A 16,697-nucleotide genomic window follows, 5' to 3' on the forward strand; every position below is an offset into this window, starting at 1 on the left:
GGGATTGATAGTTTGAATAAAGAAAAATTATTAAGTAGCAAGTCAAACGAATGGGAAACTCCAAAAGATTTATTTGAGAAATTAAATAAAGAATGGAATTTTACTCTTGATCCTTCTTGTCGGGATTACAATGCAACTTGTTTAAAGTATTATACGATGGAAACAGATGGACTATCAAAAAGTTGGGAAGGAGAAACAGCGTTCTGTAATCCTCCATATGGACAAGAATTAGGTAGATGGATTAAAAAATGTTCGGAAGAAGGTGAACACGCAACGGTAGTAATGCTAGTTCCAAGTAGAACAGATACAAAAGCAATGCAAGAATATTGTCTAAACAAAGCTAAAGCAGTGTGTTTTGTAAAAGGTAGATTAAAATTTATTAATCGTTTATTCCCTTCTTGGAGAGAAGATGGAAATTTCAAAGTATCTCCAGCCCCTTTCCCTTCGCTCTTAGCTGTATTTGGAACAGAAAACTTAACCGAAGGTCAAATTAAACTGTTAAATTCATTGGGTCATACAATGATTAATTAAATATGCATACTAAGATAAAATCAAGATTTTAATAGAATAGGAGGTACTTCAACTGACAAAAGAACTTATTAATCTTTTAACTGACCTTGGGATAACTGTTTCTGACAATAATGGAGAAATGAAATCATTAGGAAATGTGCTAGAGGAAATGCAAAGTATTTGGACAAAGTTAGATGAGGGACAAAGATCTAAAGCAGTTGCAATCTTGCTAGATAACAGTTGCAATTATGTTAGATAATTAAATCAAAAGATAACACTTTATTATAAAGGAGAAATGAAACATGAATAAACGAATAGATGTGATGGTTGACATAGAAACACTAGGTAAAGCATCCGATGCTACGATATTTCAAATTGCTGCGATTGCATTTGACATTGAAACAGGAGAACACTTAGCCAAGTTCAATCAAATTGCAAATATTGAGGAAGAAACATATTTGAGAGTAGATGGATCAACTTTAAAATGGTGGCTGAATACGAATAAAGAGCTACTGACTGAATTACTCAATAAAGGAAAAGGTACTCCAGAAGAATTGCTTGAAAATTTTCATAAGTGGCTTACATTTATTTCAGATGATACGAAGAACATTCACTTATGGGGCAATGGAATCCTATTTGATAATAAAATGATCCAGCAACAGTTAGATGATGCATATTTAGGGTATCCAATTTACTACAAAAATGATAGAGATGTTAGAACGCTTGTTGATTTAGCCGGTAAAAAACTAGGTATTACTGAGAAAGAATTAAAAGATAAATATAACGATGATACATTAACTCACCATGACGCCTTTGATGATGTAAAGTATCAAATCAACTTAGTTGTGGGTTGTTATAATTTACTGATTAATAATTAAATACATATATTTACAAAACTTCAATTTCATTTAGAAAGGAGGAACAACTTGAAATATACAGCACGAATCATCAAAAATGGAGAAATATTGCAACTGAATATTAAAGCTGAAAATGAGTCACAAGCAAGAAGTATTCTTGAAGCTGATTATAATCCAGATGATATTTTAGAAATTGTTAAATTTAACAGAAAATCAACTTCTGAAGCATGTAAACAAACTGCCTACGATAAGGCGTGGAGACGAAAGGGAACACCGTACATAAAGAATGTAAATGGAAAGTCAATAATGATTTTCTCATAATAGATAATTAAATAAAAGTAGGTGATTGATTGTCAGCGACAAACAGAGGAAGTAAACGTGTAGAATCAGACTTTTATGCAACGCCTTTAAATGTTATAGATAACTTATTGTCACATCACCAGTTAAAAGATGGTATTATACTTGAACCATCGGCAGGTAATGGAAATTTCATAAGATCAATTAGAAATAATGGATATATTAATAATGTTATAGCAAATGAATTGAGAACTGAGGAAATTAATAATCTATTAAATTCAGGAGCAAATATAGTTACCAATATGGACTATTTGTCAGATGAGTTTGAAATCCCAAATATTGATAATAAGAAAGTGGAAACTGTCATTGGTAATCCTCCATTCAGTTTAGCTAAAGAGTTTCTTGAGGTTACATTTAATCGTTTTCCTAATGCAGAGATAATTATGCTACTGAGATTAGCTTTTCTTGAAAGTAAAAAGAGATATGACTTTTGGAAGAAACATCCTGTTAGTAAATTATACGTATTAAGTGAACGTCCTTCATTTACAGGTAGAGGAACGGACGCAACTGCTTATTGTTTCATGGTATGGAATAAATCCAGTACACAGGAAATTAGGGTGATATAATGAGCGAACAAACTAAACAAGAGTTGATAGAACTGAGCAATCAGCTAGAGGATCAAATATATAATCTCAATAGTTTTGTAGAAAATAATGAAGATATTAATCATGATACTTGGTATCTGATTGATACTTTTATTAGCGAAGCAAACATGACTTTATCAAAAATACAAGAAATTTTAAATTATTCCTAATTAACATTGACAATAATAAATTAAATAAATATAATAAATTTATATTAAAGTAGTTAGTGTTATGAATGATTATTTTATAAAAAAATTCTTTACACTTGATAAATTCATATTAATTAGTATAATTACATTACTAGAACATTTGTTTGGTGGTGTGATTATGAGAGGTTTTATTCCTAATGAATTAATGAATGCCATTTATGATAAAATTTATCTCGATCTAGAAGTTCATATTCTAAATTCAAAGTTACATAAAGCGGAAGATAAAGGTATGAAAGATAATGCAGAATATCTCAACAAATTAATATTAGATGTTATTGCACAAAGACGGGAAGTTAGTCATTATCTTCATAAAAATGGAGTTAAAATACAAGAACCAATTGAAGATACAGATGGAGAATTTATTACATATAAATACTCTGTATCAATTAATGGTGGATACAATGAGGGTCAAATAAGATTTTGGAGATGTGCAATTCGCAATAATTTACAAGAGCGAATGAATAAATATTTTAAGAAAGGTGTATATAGTGAACGGGAATATTTGCATGATTTGCAATGAATTGAATACTGGAGATGTCCAGACAGTTAGGATATCTCACGATCGAGAAAAGTACGAATTAATAGGTCATGTTTCTTGTACTGATGATATTTACAAAAAAATAAAAACGATCAAGAACATTGAAAATAAAAATATAAACCGAGTTTTAAAAGAGATAAGATTTAAAAAATAGCCAAATACTCTCAAAGGGGGTGGTTATTATGTGAACTTAAAGCATATAAAATATAAATTAAATTAATATGATTATAAGGAGATTGATATTTTGAGTAAGAATAATCGCAAGAATTTTGGGTTACTAGGAGATCCAATTGAATTTAAAAATGTTCCTAAAGAGCGTAAATTTAATCCTTTGAAGAAGTATTATGCGTCTATTTTCTTGGAAGGTTCTAGTAAACTTGTTACCTATGAATCTAAGCAAAGAAGCGAGGCAGTTAGTTATTTTAATAAAATAGCTCGACTTGAAAATGGACATGTTGAGGTAGTAGGGGTGTTTAAATAACTAATATAATAAGAAGGTGTCGCAGTGAAATATACTAGGAAAAGTGCTATTGTTGAAGTTGAGTTTCCAAAAAAGAGTGGAAGAGTAATTACTCAATCAGGTGAGTTGCTGTACTTTGAGTCAGACGTAATTTTAACTCATAAAAATGGGGACAAAGAAGTCTTGACTAGAAAATTGTTTGAGCAGCATTATTCTCCCGTTGAAGAAGTTAAAGTAGTAAAAACTAAAAAATTAAGCCCATTTGAAATGGAAGAGTTTGTTGCTGCATATCAAATGTGGAATGGCGCAGAATTAAATCCGATTGAGGATACAGATTACATAAGTAAAACAAAAGAGTTAATTTATAAATAATATAATTAAATAAATGTAAATGGAGTTGTTGTTTGGAAATGGTGACAAGTGAATATATTAAAAGTTTGAATAAAGATATTAAAAAGTTTCCTAATGTTTTCCCCATTACACCTGATATGAAAATCACTCACAAAGGTGTTTCAAGATTAATTATGCTAGAACGATATGCGACAAAAGACCTTGAAAAGAAAACATTAAGAGAGAATGACATGGTTGTACTTACAATCAAAGAAGATCCAAAATTTCCTGCTCGTGGAGTTGGGATTATTAAAGAAATTGACTGGGGCTTACATGAGGGAACTGTTTTAGTAGAAGAAGAATTTAGGGGTCAATTGGATGATCCTGAAGAGGCTAAAACCGGCATCGTGACCAGAAATCTTGATTTGATTGATAAACCATTAGAATTATTTTATGAGCAAATAGCGAAGAGGAATGCAAAAGGACTATCGGATGTTGAAACAACAAAAGAAAAGAGACAAGAGTGGTTTGAGAAGTTCTATCATGAATTAGTAAATATGAATTTTGTGCCAGCAGGTAGAGTTTTATATGGGGCAGGAACAGGAAATGAAGTAACATATTTTAACTGTTATGTAATGCCATTTCCTAATGATTCACGGGAAGGATTAGCAGAACATAGACGAGAAGTAATGGAAATTATGAGTCGTGGCGGTGGCGTTGGAACAAACGGCTCAACACTTAGACCTAAAAATGCAATTGCTAAAGGAGTAAATGGAAAATCATCTGGTTCGGTATCTTGGTTGGATGATATTGCAAAATTAACACATTTAGTAGAGCAGGGTGGCTCTCGTAGAGGGGCGCAAATGCAGATGATGGCTGACTGGCATCCAGATATTATTGAATTCATAATATCTAAAATGCAAAATCCAAGGATTCTTCAACACATTATCGCAACTACAAAAGATAAACAGATTAAAATTGCTGCTAAAAATAAATTGAAATTTGTTCCATTAACTTCAAAGGAAAAACAGACTTATGAATCTGCATTGAAAGACACTCAGCTCAGTAAAAGTGTGAGAAAAGAAATTGAGAAAACTTTGAATGACGGTGGTACATACACAGTAAATAACCCCGACTTTTTATCGGGAGCAAACATTTCTGTAACCCTTACTGATGAATTTATGGAAGCTGTTGAAAAAAATAAAAAGTTTGCTTTAAGATTTCCTGATTTGGATAGTTACTCAAAAGAGGAAATGCGCTTCTATAATGAAAATTGGCACAAATACGGAGATGTTCGAGAGTGGGAATCGTTAGGATACAAGATAAAAACTTATCGGACAATAAAAGCAAGAGAACTATGGAATTTAATAAATATTTGCGCTACTTATTCGGCAGAACCGGGCATATTCTTTATAGACAATGCTAACAATGCAACTAATGCAAAAGCATACGGTCAGAAAGTGGTTGCTACAAATCCATGTGGTAGACATGCTTGCCTCATGTAAAAAACCAGACCTGATTGACTTAGAACCCTAACATGTAATGATGAGGGCAATAGGGCGCAAGGGTAATGCCAGCGTGAGAGACTTAGGCGGTTAGGGCAGTATATGATACTGTAAGCGAAAGTCCGACACTCTAGGAAACTAGAGATTAACAAAATGGAGCAACCATTAGCACCTTATTCAGTTTGTAACTTGGCAGCAGTTAACTTAGCTGAGATGGCTGATAAAGAAACGAAAACAGTAGACTTTGAAAAATTAAAGCGTACCGTTGAGGTTGGTGTACGTATGCAAGATAACGTGATTGATGCGACTCCTTATTTCCTTGAAGCTAATAGAAAGCAAGCACTAGGTGAACGAAGAATTGGGCTAGGTGTAATGGGATTAGCTGATTTACTAATCTATTGCGAAAAAGAATATGGATCTGAAGAGGGAAATAAAATTGTCGATAAAGTATTTGAAGTTATTGCTACAACAGCATATAGGACATCAATCGAACTTGCAAAGGAAAAGGGTTCGTTTCCGTTTTTGCTTGAAAATGGAGATAATAGAAATAAGTTTATTGAATCAGGCTACATGAAATCATTACCTGAAGATATACAAAAAGGGGTATTAGAACACGGTATTCGCAATAGTCATTTATTAACAGTTGCTCCTACTGGAAGCACGGGTAGTATGATAGGATGTGCAACAGGGCTTGAGCCTTATTTTTCATTTACATATTTCAGAAGTGGCAGATTAGGAAAATTCATGGAAGTGAAGGCAGATATTGTTCAAGAGTATTTAGATAGAAATCCACAGGCAGATCCAAATGCTCTACCTCATTGGTTCGTAACGGCAATGTCACTATCTCCAGAGGCACATGTAGACGTGCAGTGTATCATTCAAAGATGGATCGATTCATCAATCAGCAAAACAGTTAACGCACCAAAGGGGTACAAGGTTAGTCAAGTTGAAAAAGTATATGAGCGTTTACACAAAGGTGGAGCAAAAGGAGGAACAGTTTATGTGGATGGCAGCAGAAATGAGCAAGTTTTAAGTTTAACTGCTGAAGAAAATGATTTAAATGAGTGTGAGGTAGAAGACAACAATGGAAAAGTATTCTTGGTCAACACTGTGTCAGAATTAAGTAGCACAAATGTAAATATTGGAGATGAAGTTGGAGATACTTGTCCAATTTGTCGAAAAGGTACTGTAATTGATGCAGGTGGGTGCAATACTTGTGATAACTGTAATGCACAATTGAAGTGTGGACTATAAGGAGGCTAGTTATGAATCTAATTAAGTATATGAAAGACGGTTGTGTGCCTTGCAATTTAATTACAAATTTATTAGATGAGAAAGGTGTCAAGTATATTGAAATAAACGCACTAAAAGATTCAAAAGAAAAAATCGAGGAAAGATACGGCTCACTTGGAGTTATCATTGAAGAGATTAAAAATAATTTATCAGGTGTTCCTGTATTAGTTTTACTAAATGACAATAAGGAAGAAGTTGGTAGAGTAAGTGGCTTTAATCCTGATGAAATCGATTCTTTATTAAGAAAATTAAATTAATAAAACGTGGGTTTTATCTGAATGATAGAACCCACTCATTTGACAAATTAAAAGGAGAGAAACACATACATGAAGCAAAATTTTAAAGAGCAAGAATTTGTGTGGGTAAAGAGTTTAAAGAAGAAAGGTAAAATTATCTCACTCACAAGAAGTATTCCAACCAAATATAAAGTGGAGATCATAGTCGATTTTGACAAAAACAAACAACAAAGAGTAACTCAGCTATTGACTGTTGGGGCAGATGAAATTACCCCATATCGTGAGAAGAAATTGCCTAAAAAGCAACGTGATCCACTGCAAATTAAAGTGAAATACTTTGATGATGAAATTCAAAAAATAGAAAAAATCTCGACCGGAGATTGGATTGATTTACGAGCAGCAGAGACAATTAAGTTAAAACAATTTGAATATAAACTAATTCCTCTTGGTGTGGGCATGAAGCTTCCAAAGGGCTATGAAGTAAATATTGTACCACGCTCAAGTACATTTAAAAATTTTGGAGTCTTACAAACTAACTCATTTGGAGTCGTGGATAATTCCTATTCAGGAGATGGGGATCAATATCACTTTCCAGCATTAGCAATGAGAGATACTACAATCCAAAAAGGCGATAGAATCTGTCAAATGAGAATTAATCGAATTATGCCTAGTGTAGAGTTTAAAACAGTTGATAAGTTAGACGATGTTAATAGAGGTGGTATAGGATCGACTGGAACTAAATAAATAGAAATTAAACTAGTGTATAGGAGGGCTTAATGCCTTCCTTATTTTTAATAAATTGATAGAAAGGGAGTTATGATGAGTAGAACAGACTTAATTTATAATGAATTAGTTAAAGAAATACATAAAGAAGGTGTATGGGATAAAGGTGAAAGTGTACGTACTAAATATAGTGATAATTCACCAGCACATACAAAATCAATCATAGGTAGACAAGTAATCTTTGAAGCGGAAGACATTCCAATTATCACAACAAAACATGTGGCTTGGCGTTCTGCTATTGCTGAAGCGTGGTGGATATGGTTTATGCGATCTAATAAAGTAGAAGATTTACGTCAACTAGGCTCTAAAGTGTGGAATGAATGGGAACTTTCCGATGGAACAATTGGCAAGGCATACGGTTTCCAACTATCTAAACCGGTAAGAAAAACAGAAATAAACATTAAGTATGGTGAGTTCGGATATTCTCACAGATATAAATGCAAGGTTAATCAAGTGGACTACCTAATTAAGCAATTAAAAGAAAACAAGTCATCAAGAAGATTAGTCACTTCCCTATGGAATATAGATGATTTAGACTATATGGCATTAGAACCTTGTGTATGGTCACAACAGTGGATTGTTCAAGACGAAAAATTAAATCTTATTGTTAACCAGAGATCGGCAGATGTAGCTTTGGGAGTTTGCTTCAATTGGTTTCAATACAAAGTTATTCAATCGATTATCGCTAAGTTAACCAATTTAGAAGTTGGAAGGCTAGTGTGGAATTTTGGACATTTACACTATTATGATCGACATGAAGAAAAGTTGTTGGAGCAAATTAAAGGCAAAACACATAATCAACCTATATTAGCGCTTCCTAGTAAAGAAGAATTGGAATACTACATTTATGTAGAAAATCCTTGCAAAGATAATCTGATGAAAATGTTCTCGCTAGAGAACTATAACCACAATGGAAAGTTTAATTATGAGGTGGCGATATAAATGGACAATTAATCTAATAGCGGCATGTGACTCATCCTGTGTAAATTGCTTTTTCTTTCATAAATAATAAATTAAATAAATAAAAAACATTGACATTATAAAATTAAATAAATATAATTAAGAGTAGTTAGAGATAACTACTCTTTTTAATATAATTTGAGAATAGGAGAGGATTAATGATGTGTTTGGCGAGCAAATATATTAATCAACTAGAGGGTACACTTGTTGGTATTAAAACGGACATGAAAAAACTACATGAGAAATTAACTGAGTATAACAAGAGTATAAATGAAATTTATCATGATATTGAGGTTTCCAATTTCAATGCCTGTGAAGGTTTTTATTTTTCAAAGAGTTTACAAGAAATTTTACAAAAGAGACGATTGGTGAAAACTGAACTATTTAGGCTGGAACAGTTGCATAGAGCATTAAGTAGGTCAGTGGAGGATAGGGTAATGAATGCCAAGAAAAAAGTTGAAAAATCAATGAATCACAGTCAAGAATGGTTTGAAAAATTCAATTTTACTTTCAGTGACATTGAAGAAGAAATATTACACTAAAAGGTGGTGAAACCAGTGACAAGAGATCATTTAGGGAGAATACTTGGAAAACTAGAAGAATTTTGGAATAACGAAGATGAGAATTGGTTTGATAAGAAAATACATAGTAGGAATATTCGTTTTCCAAAACATGATGAAGATAGAGTGTACCCTGTTATAACTAGAAACATAAATGAATTAAATAAATGATAGGAGGAAAGTGATTGCATTTAGTGATTTTAGAAAGTCCATTTGCAGGAAATATTGAAGAAAATATTAAATATGCAAGAATGGCTGTTAGAGATAGTTTATTAAGAGGTGAAGCACCTATAGCATCTCATTTACTTTATACCCAAGATGGAATTTTAGATGATAATATCCCAGAAGAAAGAAAGCTTGGAATAGATGCTGGTTTAGCTTGGGGGAAAATAGCTGATAAAACCGTAGTTTATGTAGACAAGGGTATTAGTGGTGGGATGAAATATGGAATAGAACGAGCAATAAAAGAAGGAAGAAAAATTGAATTTCGTAGCTTGCCTTACTACTCTGGAGCAAGAGTAACAAAAGATTACAAGCTTATGATTAGAGGATTAACATTTGCAACATTTGATAAGGTTCAAATTGAAATTATTATTGATTTAAACCATGATAATTTCTTAGTAAATCCAAACGAAGAATTCTTGATTATAGAAGTTAATCAAGAATTAAATATCTTAGAAAAAAAGGGTGTAGAATTCAATTTAATAAGATAAAAGGATACTTTTAACATGAGGTGAAAAATATGGAAAATAATAATTGGCACAAAGGTTATAAAGAAGTCAAAAACACTATTCATAATGATATTGGTGTTACAAAAGAAGAGATTCTTGAAGTTTTTCGGCAAGTGGCAAAGGATGAAATCAAAGAGATAGTTTGCGAAAATCAAGCATTCATATGGAATACTCTTCAAGAAGTAATTCGTCACGAAATGCTGAAAGCTATCCAAGACCATAAATATCCAAAGGTTACGGGTAACATGTGGAATTATGGCTACAATGGACAAGGAGTAACTTCGTTTCAAGATTATGTATCTGGTGTAATGAAAGAAGAAATTGCAAAAAGAATGGAAGAACAGTTTGATGTTAGTGTAAATATTAACAAGAAAAATTGATAAAATAAATGATTTATTAAATAATTAAATGTATAAAAGGAGGTAAAGATGAAAGAGGATATCCAATTCCTTAAAGAATTACAGCAAGAATTGTTAACTCAAGATTACGACAGTCAAGCAGCACCTAGATTTTGGACTGTAGGAGATTATAAAATGCAAGGATGTCCAGAAGGGTGTCAAGATACATATTGGGTGGGATTACCTAACAGGGATTATCATGGAGACTTAGATGATCTATTAGATAGTATAAAAGAAGAAATTGAAGATGATGAAGAGTTCTCAGAAGAAGCCAAACGACATATTCAATTAAATCATTATCATTATTCACCAAAAGCACATACATATGCAATGACCGCATGGAGAGCACCTAAAGTTGAGAGGTTGCTTAAAATTCTAGAAAGTTTTGATTGGGATAAGATCGAGGTAAAAGAATGATACATTACATAGATAATATTGAGTTTACATTGTCAGGGTGGGTAGGATTCTATTCAATTTTATGTACAGTATTTGTGACACTTGTTGGATTGTATTTGGGTGGAAGTGTAGTAATAGATTGGTTGACTGATAGATTTGAGAGGAAATGAAAATAAAAAGAAGTGAATAAAATTGAATTTAAAAACAGCACTTGAACTAGGTAAGGAATGTGGTTTAGATGATGTAGGAGATGCTTTATACAATATCAGGTTGCGAGTAGGTCAGTTATTTGAGGTGGAGGATTACAAATTACTTCTTGCCGATTATATCGAAAAAGGAGCAAAAGCTAACGACAAGATAGATGACTGGTTGGAAAAATTATAAAAGAATGAACGATGAAAGTTCAGTTTTATATGATGAAAGGAAGATGAGATCATGTTGGAAAACTTTGAGTATGTAGAACTGATGTGTGCAAATTTAGAGTTAGATTATTGTGAAAACGCAAAAAGCAGATTTCCTTTTCACTCAAAAGAGCACCAAAGTATTATTAAAACGGAAATTGAAATATTGGAACGAAAAAAGAAAATCTATGAAAAATTAAAGTTCGAATAATAGTCGTATTTTAATAGATGAAAGGAGGTGAAACGAATGACCAGAATCAATTATTATAGACGATTTAGAAATGGCTGAATATAATGCTTAAGAATTAGGTAAACAAGAAGTTGTTTTAAGTAAAGAAGATATTATTACTGTATTGGATTTAGAGTTTGAATTTTTGAAGTTAAAAGGTGTTATTGAAGAATAATTAAATAAATGTCGAAAGGTGGAATATTAATGGATATTATTATGGATGTAATAAACTTAGAAATATATGATGAGAAAGGTAGACATGTGGTTACTTTAGATACGTTGAATAAGAGTCAATTGTTCTATGATCTTACAGGTAGAAATACATATTTAGGCGTTACCGATGTTGCTTTTAGAACTGAAATTTTAAAACAGTTAGGTGAAGTTGTCAAAGAAGATATAAGTGATTTTAATAAATCTGTTACAGAAGATAATAATGAATTGAAAATTAAATTCAAAAAGCATAATAAACTTCCAAAATTTAAACTTGTCGGAAGAGGGGTTTCTTACGATGCTGAAACGAACCGAATTAATAAAGATATAAAAATTATTATACATAATGCTCAGTTGGCGAACGGTTATGATTTAGAAAATAAAGCAGGAAATCCTTCTTTATTTGATTATGTTTTTGAAGTATTACCTACTAATGATGACGCTGATGACTTATTTGAGATGGTAATTAAGGAAAGATAAATATAAATAGAATTAAATAAATATAACAAGGGTGAGGCTGGTTTTAATCTCACCATTATCCTAACAGAGGTGATTATTTGAGATTAAACTTAACACTACCAGTGCCGACATCATTAAATGAATTATACATAAATGAATATTCTTGGAATCCTAAAAAGAAAATGCGAGTTCCTTCTGGCAGAAGAATACTTAGTAAAGAAGGAGAAAAGTGCAAGGAAGAAATCATTGAGTTAACCAAAGAACAGATGAAGGATCAAGAGTGGAATTATGATTTTACAGTTGATGGATACATATATATGGATACTGTAATCTACTTCTCAAGAAAAGGGAGGGATGATAACAATATTTATAAATTACTCTGTGACTCACTGGAAAAACTAGTTTACGAGAATGATAGTAGAGTGTTAATACGTACTCAAAAAATTCTCTACGATACAGTTAACCCTCATATAGAGGTCACACTTAAACCTGTTGACTATAAAGGCATTTTTAAGAATGAAATACATATGAACGAATTTGAAGATAACTGCAAGACCTGTAAGAGATACGTTAGAAATTGTTCGATTTTGAATAAGGCAAAAGAAGGGCGAATTCAAGAAGAAATTGATGAGGAATTTGTTTGTAGTAAGTTTAGTCTGAAAATAAATAATTAATTAAATAAATATAATGAATAAGGGATAAGTGATGAAAAGACTAAATATTTATAAATCTCCTGAGTATAAAGAAAAGTTTAGAAAGATAATTCAAGAGAATACACCTGAATACATAATTGTAAAATTAGCTGAACAAATACATAAATACTATTAAATAATGATAGAGTGGGTTGTTTATATTTACAATCTACTCTATTTTTTATATAGTAAAAACAATAGAATAATTCAGGAGGTACATAAAATGAGAGCCAATTGGTCGGAAGAAGAAACACAATTGCTCAAACGTATCTATTCAGTTAAAACAGCAAGTGAATTATCAGAATATTTTCCTAAATATAGTAACACTCAAATTCTAAGAAAAGCTAAACAATTGGGGCTAAAAAAGAAAGCTGAAGTGGCAAAACAATCACGTTTACAAAATTCAATTATAAAAAGAAATGACTTGTGGAGTGATGATGAAAAGAAAATAGTTTTAGAAAACTATGAGAAAATTGGAGCAAGAGGAGTAAAAAAGTTATTAGGTGACAATCGAACAGAAGAGCAAATAAAGAAAATTGCATATAGGTTAGGATTAAACAGAGAGCAGAAATCAATACAGTGGTCTGCGGAGGACATCAGTCAAGTTGAAGATAAGATATTCTCTATAGAAATTACTTATAAGGGGGTTTAATAAGATTGAAAACCTTTTATAATTCGGAAAAAGCATTAAAAGCTATAAAAAACGTTGCTCTATATCTCAGAAAATCTCGTGGTGATATTGATGAAGATCTAAAAAAACATTCATTAATCATGAAAGAAATTTGTGAAAAGAACGAATGGAATTATGTAGAGTATTCAGAAATAGGTAGTGGTGAGTCAATAGAAGATCGAGTTGAAATGAAAAAACTCCTTAAAGATGTTGAGGAAGGATTATATGATGCTGTAGTGTGTTTTCAATTTGATAGACTTGGACGTGGTAGTGGAACTGACCAAGATACAATAAGATGGACATTTAAAAATAGTGACACTTTAATTATTACTGCTAATCCATTTGAAATACTCGATCCTAATGACGAACGTGATGAAGAGACAATGGATTTTAAAGGATTTTTGGCAAGAAGAGAATATAAAATCATAACTAAACGTTTATCTTCTGGTAGAAAAATTGGATTAAGGATGGGGAGATGGAGCAATGGACAAGCACCTTGGGGGTACAGATATAATAAAGAATTAAAAAAATTAACACCTCACCCAGAAGAATCAGAAATTTATAAAACATTAATTGTCCAAGAATTTTTAGATGGGAAATCAACATATGATATTGCATGGAATTTAAATAAGAAAAAAATACCTTCTCCAAGAAATGGACTGTGGCACTCTAATACAGTAAATAACTTATTAAAAAGTGAAGTCCATTTAGGGCATATTGTATTTAATAAGACTGAGGGCGTAAGAGAATCACAAAAGAAATCTAAAGACAAAAAAACATTTAAAAGATTACCAAAAGAAGAATGGATGATTGTAAAAAATTGTCACATTCCATTAAAAACAGAGGAACAACACATGAGAATTTTGCATTTAATGGGGATTAAAAAATCTCATGTCAAAGGAGGTAATATAAATGCATTAAGTGGCTTAGTAAAATGTTTCAATTGTCAAAGTACATTAACTATACAAAAAAATAAAAATGGAATCTTTTTTAAGAAATGTTCTAAGTGTAAGGAATGCAAAGGAGGACATATTGACCTTGCATATGATGCCATTCAAGATAGCGTGTTGTTCTTAAGAGATAAGTTAACACAGATTAATAACTCTTACTCAAATGACAATGAAAAACAAATAATCTTGAACAAGATAAAAACAATAGAAGAAGAATTGGATAAAAATGAAGAGGCACTGGAAAGAATTGAGGACGCTTATGAGATGGGAATGTATTCGGCTGAAAAAGCAAAAGTAAAATCTAAGGCTAGACAGGAGCGAATATTAGAATTAGAAGATGAATTAAAAATTCAAAAGAAAAAAATTGAATCATTTTCAATTGTGACTAACGAAGAAAGGATAAAAAGAATAGATAAATTTCTTGAAGATGTTAAAACGATTAGCGATCCTGAAAAATTAAATGTTATATATAAGTCAATAATTGACAATATACAATGGAAAAGAACGGACACCTATGAGGTGAAGATAACTGTAAATTTTCTTTAAGGGGATAGACTAGATGGTGTAATAAAGACGCATATGTAGGATTTTAAAAATATCACTAATAAATTCTATGTATGCGTTTTTGTCACATTTTCCGCTGTGTGAATCTCGTCGTTTAAAACAACGAGAACACCTTTTCCCTTCGCTTCCTCACTCGCTGCCACTTTTATAGAGGAGATTAAATTATACAATCCATCAGCCCCAATTTCATTGCTTGAGCGCATCGCACCTGTTACGACTATTGGAATCTTACTTTCAATCGTTAAATCGAGGAAATATGCGGTTTCCTCGAGCGTGTCAGTCCCGTGGGTGATGACAACACCATCTATATCATCGGTTAAACTTCGCTGAGAAATCAGTTTACGAATTTTTAACATCTCAGTCGGAGTAATATGTGGAGAAGGAAGATTAAAGGGTTCTTCTATAATTAAATGAGCAAATGCCACTAATTCTTCAGTTTTTTTAGTTAGTGGGTTCGACTCATTAGGTTTCACAGCACCTGTTTGTTCATCTTCACTCATAGAAATGGTCCCACCTGTATGAATTACAAGTATCTTTTTTTTCATAATGAAGCCTCCGTTTGCATTTCTCATTTTCATTCTATCTATTCCATGATACGATTAAAGAAGAGATTTTCTCAATATGTTTTGTATAATTTCTTTTATGTTGGGCTTGAGTAATAGTGTTGCTCTTTAAATTTATTGCTCTTTGTTTAACTTAGTTTCTTTACAATGTGTCAAATCTACAGAATTATAAAATTGAACCATATTATTAATTGTTAAATTAATTTAGATATTTTTGAATTTGAGTATTTCAGAAAAAGCTGTTGAAAAGAGGAACCTAAATGCTGGGGATATTATCAGCTGGGATAGCGCCAGGGTTGGCAATATTAAGCTATTTTTATTTAAAAGATGAATATGAGTCGGAACCCGTTGCTTTTGTTTTTAGGGCGTTTGTTTATGGAGCTCTGCTTGTGTTTCCGATAATGTTTATCCAATATGTTCTGGAAGTAGAGAATTTAGTCCAGTCGGAAATTATTCATGCTTTCTTTTCAACCAGTCTTTTGGAAGAGTTTTTTAAATGGTTTATTCTCATCTATACAGTTTATCAACATATAGAATTTGATGAGCCATATGACGGAATTGTATACGGAGCTGCTGTTTCCTTAGGATTCGCAACTGCTGAAAATATTTTTTACTTGCTAGGAAATGGGTTGGAGTATGCAATGGGAAGGGCGTTATTGCCGGTATCAAGTCATGCTCTTTTTGGCGTTATTATGGGGTATTATTTAGGTAAGGCCAAATTTAACCAAACATCAAAGGCAAAATGGTTTATTTTTTCGCTATTACTTCCGTTTCTCTTGCATGGAATTTATGATTTTATTCTCCTTTCCTTGGAAAATTGGGTGATCTACATGTTCCCATTTATGATTTTTTTATGGTGGCTAGGATTAAGAAAAGCTAAGCATGCTAGAACCTTAAATTCACAACATCGAATCGAAGTCAATAAAGGCTTTCCATTTTAAAAATGACTGTAGACAAACGCGGGTGAAATTGGGTTTGTCTACAGTTTATTTACTTAAAAGAGTTTGTTAAACCATTCTGTTGATAAAACGATTTTTTCTCTCATTAAGCAATTTGCCAACCCCTAAAAAGCAAGGGAAGGAAATTACAGAAATTAATCGCCGTATAGTTTAAAGAATATAACAAAAGAAGGGAGCTGGGACATAACTAGCTTCAAATAATGAGAAAGGTGAATTTGAGGGTACTCAAATTCACCTTTCTCTATTTTTGTGTGTTCATTTTTCTATTACCTTAGTTAATGGCCGTGAATTTT

General features: G+C 32.0%; 23 protein-coding genes and 3 pseudogenes. 25 read left to right on the forward strand and 1 reads right to left on the reverse strand.

All coding sequences use genetic code 11. The annotated features are described in order from the left end of the window. The first annotated feature begins 12 nt into the window (after window positions 1-12). The 24 genes and pseudogenes from FCJ93_RS08365 to FCJ93_RS08470 all read left to right on the forward strand — a co-directional run bounded on the left by FCJ93_RS08365 (window position 13) and on the right by FCJ93_RS08470 (window position 14,864). Entirely contained in the window at window positions 13-531 is a 519-nt protein-coding gene (locus tag FCJ93_RS08365; protein ID WP_137743413.1) for a DNA N-6-adenine-methyltransferase, read from the forward strand. Between the two features lie 281 nt (window positions 532-812). Beyond that, on the forward strand, window positions 813-1,388 hold the full coding sequence (locus FCJ93_RS08370) for a 3'-5' exonuclease (RefSeq protein WP_137743414.1): 576 nt from the start codon (window positions 813-815) through the stop codon (window positions 1,386-1,388). Window positions 1,389-1,436: 48 nt separating this feature from the next. Next, window positions 1,437-1,688: a hypothetical protein gene (locus FCJ93_RS08375; protein ID WP_137743415.1), complete on the forward strand. Its 252-nt coding sequence runs from the start codon at window positions 1,437-1,439 to the stop codon at window positions 1,686-1,688. Window positions 1,689-1,717: 29 nt separating this feature from the next. After that, complete coding sequence (locus FCJ93_RS08380; RefSeq protein WP_137743416.1) at window positions 1,718-2,290, forward strand: hypothetical protein; 573 nt, start codon at window positions 1,718-1,720, stop codon at window positions 2,288-2,290. After that, window positions 2,290-2,478: a hypothetical protein gene (locus tag FCJ93_RS08385; protein WP_137743417.1), complete on the forward strand. Its 189-nt coding sequence runs from the start codon at window positions 2,290-2,292 to the stop codon at window positions 2,476-2,478. Before FCJ93_RS08380 ends, FCJ93_RS08385 begins: the two co-directional genes overlap by 1 nt. 61 nt (window positions 2,479-2,539) lie before the next feature. After that, the gene (locus FCJ93_RS08390; RefSeq protein ID WP_137743418.1) at window positions 2,540-3,037 is read left to right on the forward strand and encodes a hypothetical protein; all 498 of its coding nucleotides are present in this window, start codon (window positions 2,540-2,542) and stop codon (window positions 3,035-3,037) included. A 262-nt stretch (window positions 3,038-3,299) separates the two neighbouring features. Continuing rightward, window positions 3,300-3,536, forward strand: a complete 237-nt coding sequence (locus FCJ93_RS08395) for a hypothetical protein (protein ID WP_137743419.1) — start codon at window positions 3,300-3,302, stop codon at window positions 3,534-3,536. A gap of 24 nt (window positions 3,537-3,560) precedes the next feature. After that, window positions 3,561-3,887: a hypothetical protein gene (locus FCJ93_RS08400; RefSeq protein ID WP_137743420.1), complete on the forward strand. Its 327-nt coding sequence runs from the start codon at window positions 3,561-3,563 to the stop codon at window positions 3,885-3,887. 38 nt (window positions 3,888-3,925) lie between these two features. Further along, window positions 3,926-5,329: pseudogene (locus tag FCJ93_RS08405) on the forward strand (ribonucleotide reductase N-terminal alpha domain-containing protein); the annotation flags it as partial. 177 nt (window positions 5,330-5,506) lie between these two features. Next, a pseudogene (locus FCJ93_RS08410) lies at window positions 5,507-6,604 on the forward strand (vitamin B12-dependent ribonucleotide reductase); the annotation flags it as partial. An 11-nt stretch (window positions 6,605-6,615) separates the two neighbouring features. Continuing rightward, window positions 6,616-6,900, forward strand: a complete 285-nt coding sequence (locus tag FCJ93_RS08415) for a glutaredoxin family protein (RefSeq protein ID WP_137743422.1) — start codon at window positions 6,616-6,618, stop codon at window positions 6,898-6,900. A gap of 294 nt (window positions 6,901-7,194) precedes the next feature. After that, the gene (locus tag FCJ93_RS08420; RefSeq protein WP_211344100.1) at window positions 7,195-7,623 is read left to right on the forward strand and encodes a dUTP diphosphatase; all 429 of its coding nucleotides are present in this window, start codon (window positions 7,195-7,197) and stop codon (window positions 7,621-7,623) included. 75 nt (window positions 7,624-7,698) lie between these two features. After that, complete coding sequence (gene thyA / locus FCJ93_RS08425) at window positions 7,699-8,604, forward strand: thymidylate synthase (protein WP_170211263.1); 906 nt, start codon at window positions 7,699-7,701, stop codon at window positions 8,602-8,604. 176 nt (window positions 8,605-8,780) lie between these two features. After that, window positions 8,781-9,164 carry a hypothetical protein gene (locus tag FCJ93_RS08430; RefSeq protein ID WP_137743425.1) on the forward strand — a complete coding sequence of 128 codons (384 nt, stop codon included), beginning with the start codon at window positions 8,781-8,783 and terminating at the stop codon, window positions 9,162-9,164. Between the two features lie 15 nt (window positions 9,165-9,179). After that, window positions 9,180-9,353 (forward strand): hypothetical protein, encoded by a 174-nt coding sequence (locus tag FCJ93_RS24950; RefSeq protein WP_170211264.1) that lies wholly within the window; start codon window positions 9,180-9,182, stop codon window positions 9,351-9,353. 23 nt (window positions 9,354-9,376) lie between these two features. Beyond that, window positions 9,377-9,895, forward strand: coding sequence for a DUF7768 domain-containing protein (locus tag FCJ93_RS25240; protein WP_456238953.1), 519 nt, complete (start codon window positions 9,377-9,379; stop codon window positions 9,893-9,895). 29 nt (window positions 9,896-9,924) lie between these two features. After that, a complete protein-coding gene (locus FCJ93_RS08440) occupies window positions 9,925-10,293 on the forward strand; it encodes a hypothetical protein (RefSeq protein WP_137743426.1) in 369 nt (122 codons plus the stop codon). Window positions 10,294-10,341: 48 nt separating this feature from the next. Continuing rightward, window positions 10,342-10,728: a hypothetical protein gene (locus FCJ93_RS08445; RefSeq protein ID WP_137743427.1), complete on the forward strand. Its 387-nt coding sequence runs from the start codon at window positions 10,342-10,344 to the stop codon at window positions 10,726-10,728. Between the two features lie 171 nt (window positions 10,729-10,899). Next, on the forward strand, window positions 10,900-11,091 hold the full coding sequence (locus FCJ93_RS08450; RefSeq protein ID WP_137743428.1) for a hypothetical protein: 192 nt from the start codon (window positions 10,900-10,902) through the stop codon (window positions 11,089-11,091). Window positions 11,092-11,142: 51 nt separating this feature from the next. After that, a complete protein-coding gene (locus tag FCJ93_RS24955) occupies window positions 11,143-11,319 on the forward strand; it encodes a hypothetical protein (RefSeq protein WP_170211265.1) in 177 nt (58 codons plus the stop codon). A 222-nt stretch (window positions 11,320-11,541) separates the two neighbouring features. Beyond that, window positions 11,542-12,027: a hypothetical protein gene (locus FCJ93_RS08455; protein ID WP_137743429.1), complete on the forward strand. Its 486-nt coding sequence runs from the start codon at window positions 11,542-11,544 to the stop codon at window positions 12,025-12,027. 77 nt (window positions 12,028-12,104) lie between these two features. Then, on the forward strand, window positions 12,105-12,680 hold the full coding sequence (locus tag FCJ93_RS08460) for a RusA family crossover junction endodeoxyribonuclease (protein ID WP_137743430.1): 576 nt from the start codon (window positions 12,105-12,107) through the stop codon (window positions 12,678-12,680). A gap of 241 nt (window positions 12,681-12,921) precedes the next feature. After that, window positions 12,922-13,350, forward strand: a complete 429-nt coding sequence (locus tag FCJ93_RS08465) for a hypothetical protein (RefSeq protein WP_137743431.1) — start codon at window positions 12,922-12,924, stop codon at window positions 13,348-13,350. Window positions 13,351-13,355: 5 nt separating this feature from the next. Then, entirely contained in the window at window positions 13,356-14,864 is a 1,509-nt protein-coding gene (locus FCJ93_RS08470; protein WP_137743432.1) for a recombinase family protein, read from the forward strand. 68 nt (window positions 14,865-14,932) lie between these two features. Here FCJ93_RS08470 and FCJ93_RS08475 read toward each other — a convergent pair. Continuing rightward, a pseudogene (locus FCJ93_RS08475) lies at window positions 14,933-15,427 on the reverse strand (asparaginase); the annotation flags it as partial. A 278-nt stretch (window positions 15,428-15,705) separates the two neighbouring features. Here FCJ93_RS08475 and prsW point away from each other — a divergent pair. Further along, window positions 15,706-16,386 carry a glutamic-type intramembrane protease PrsW gene (gene prsW / locus FCJ93_RS08480; protein ID WP_095306566.1) on the forward strand — a complete coding sequence of 227 codons (681 nt, stop codon included), beginning with the start codon at window positions 15,706-15,708 and terminating at the stop codon, window positions 16,384-16,386. The last annotated feature ends 311 nt before the right edge of the window (window positions 16,387-16,697 follow it).

The organism is Robertmurraya siralis (assembly GCF_005502275.1).
In the GTDB taxonomy this organism is placed as follows: Bacteria; Bacillota; Bacilli; order Bacillales; family Cytobacillaceae; genus Robertmurraya; species Robertmurraya siralis.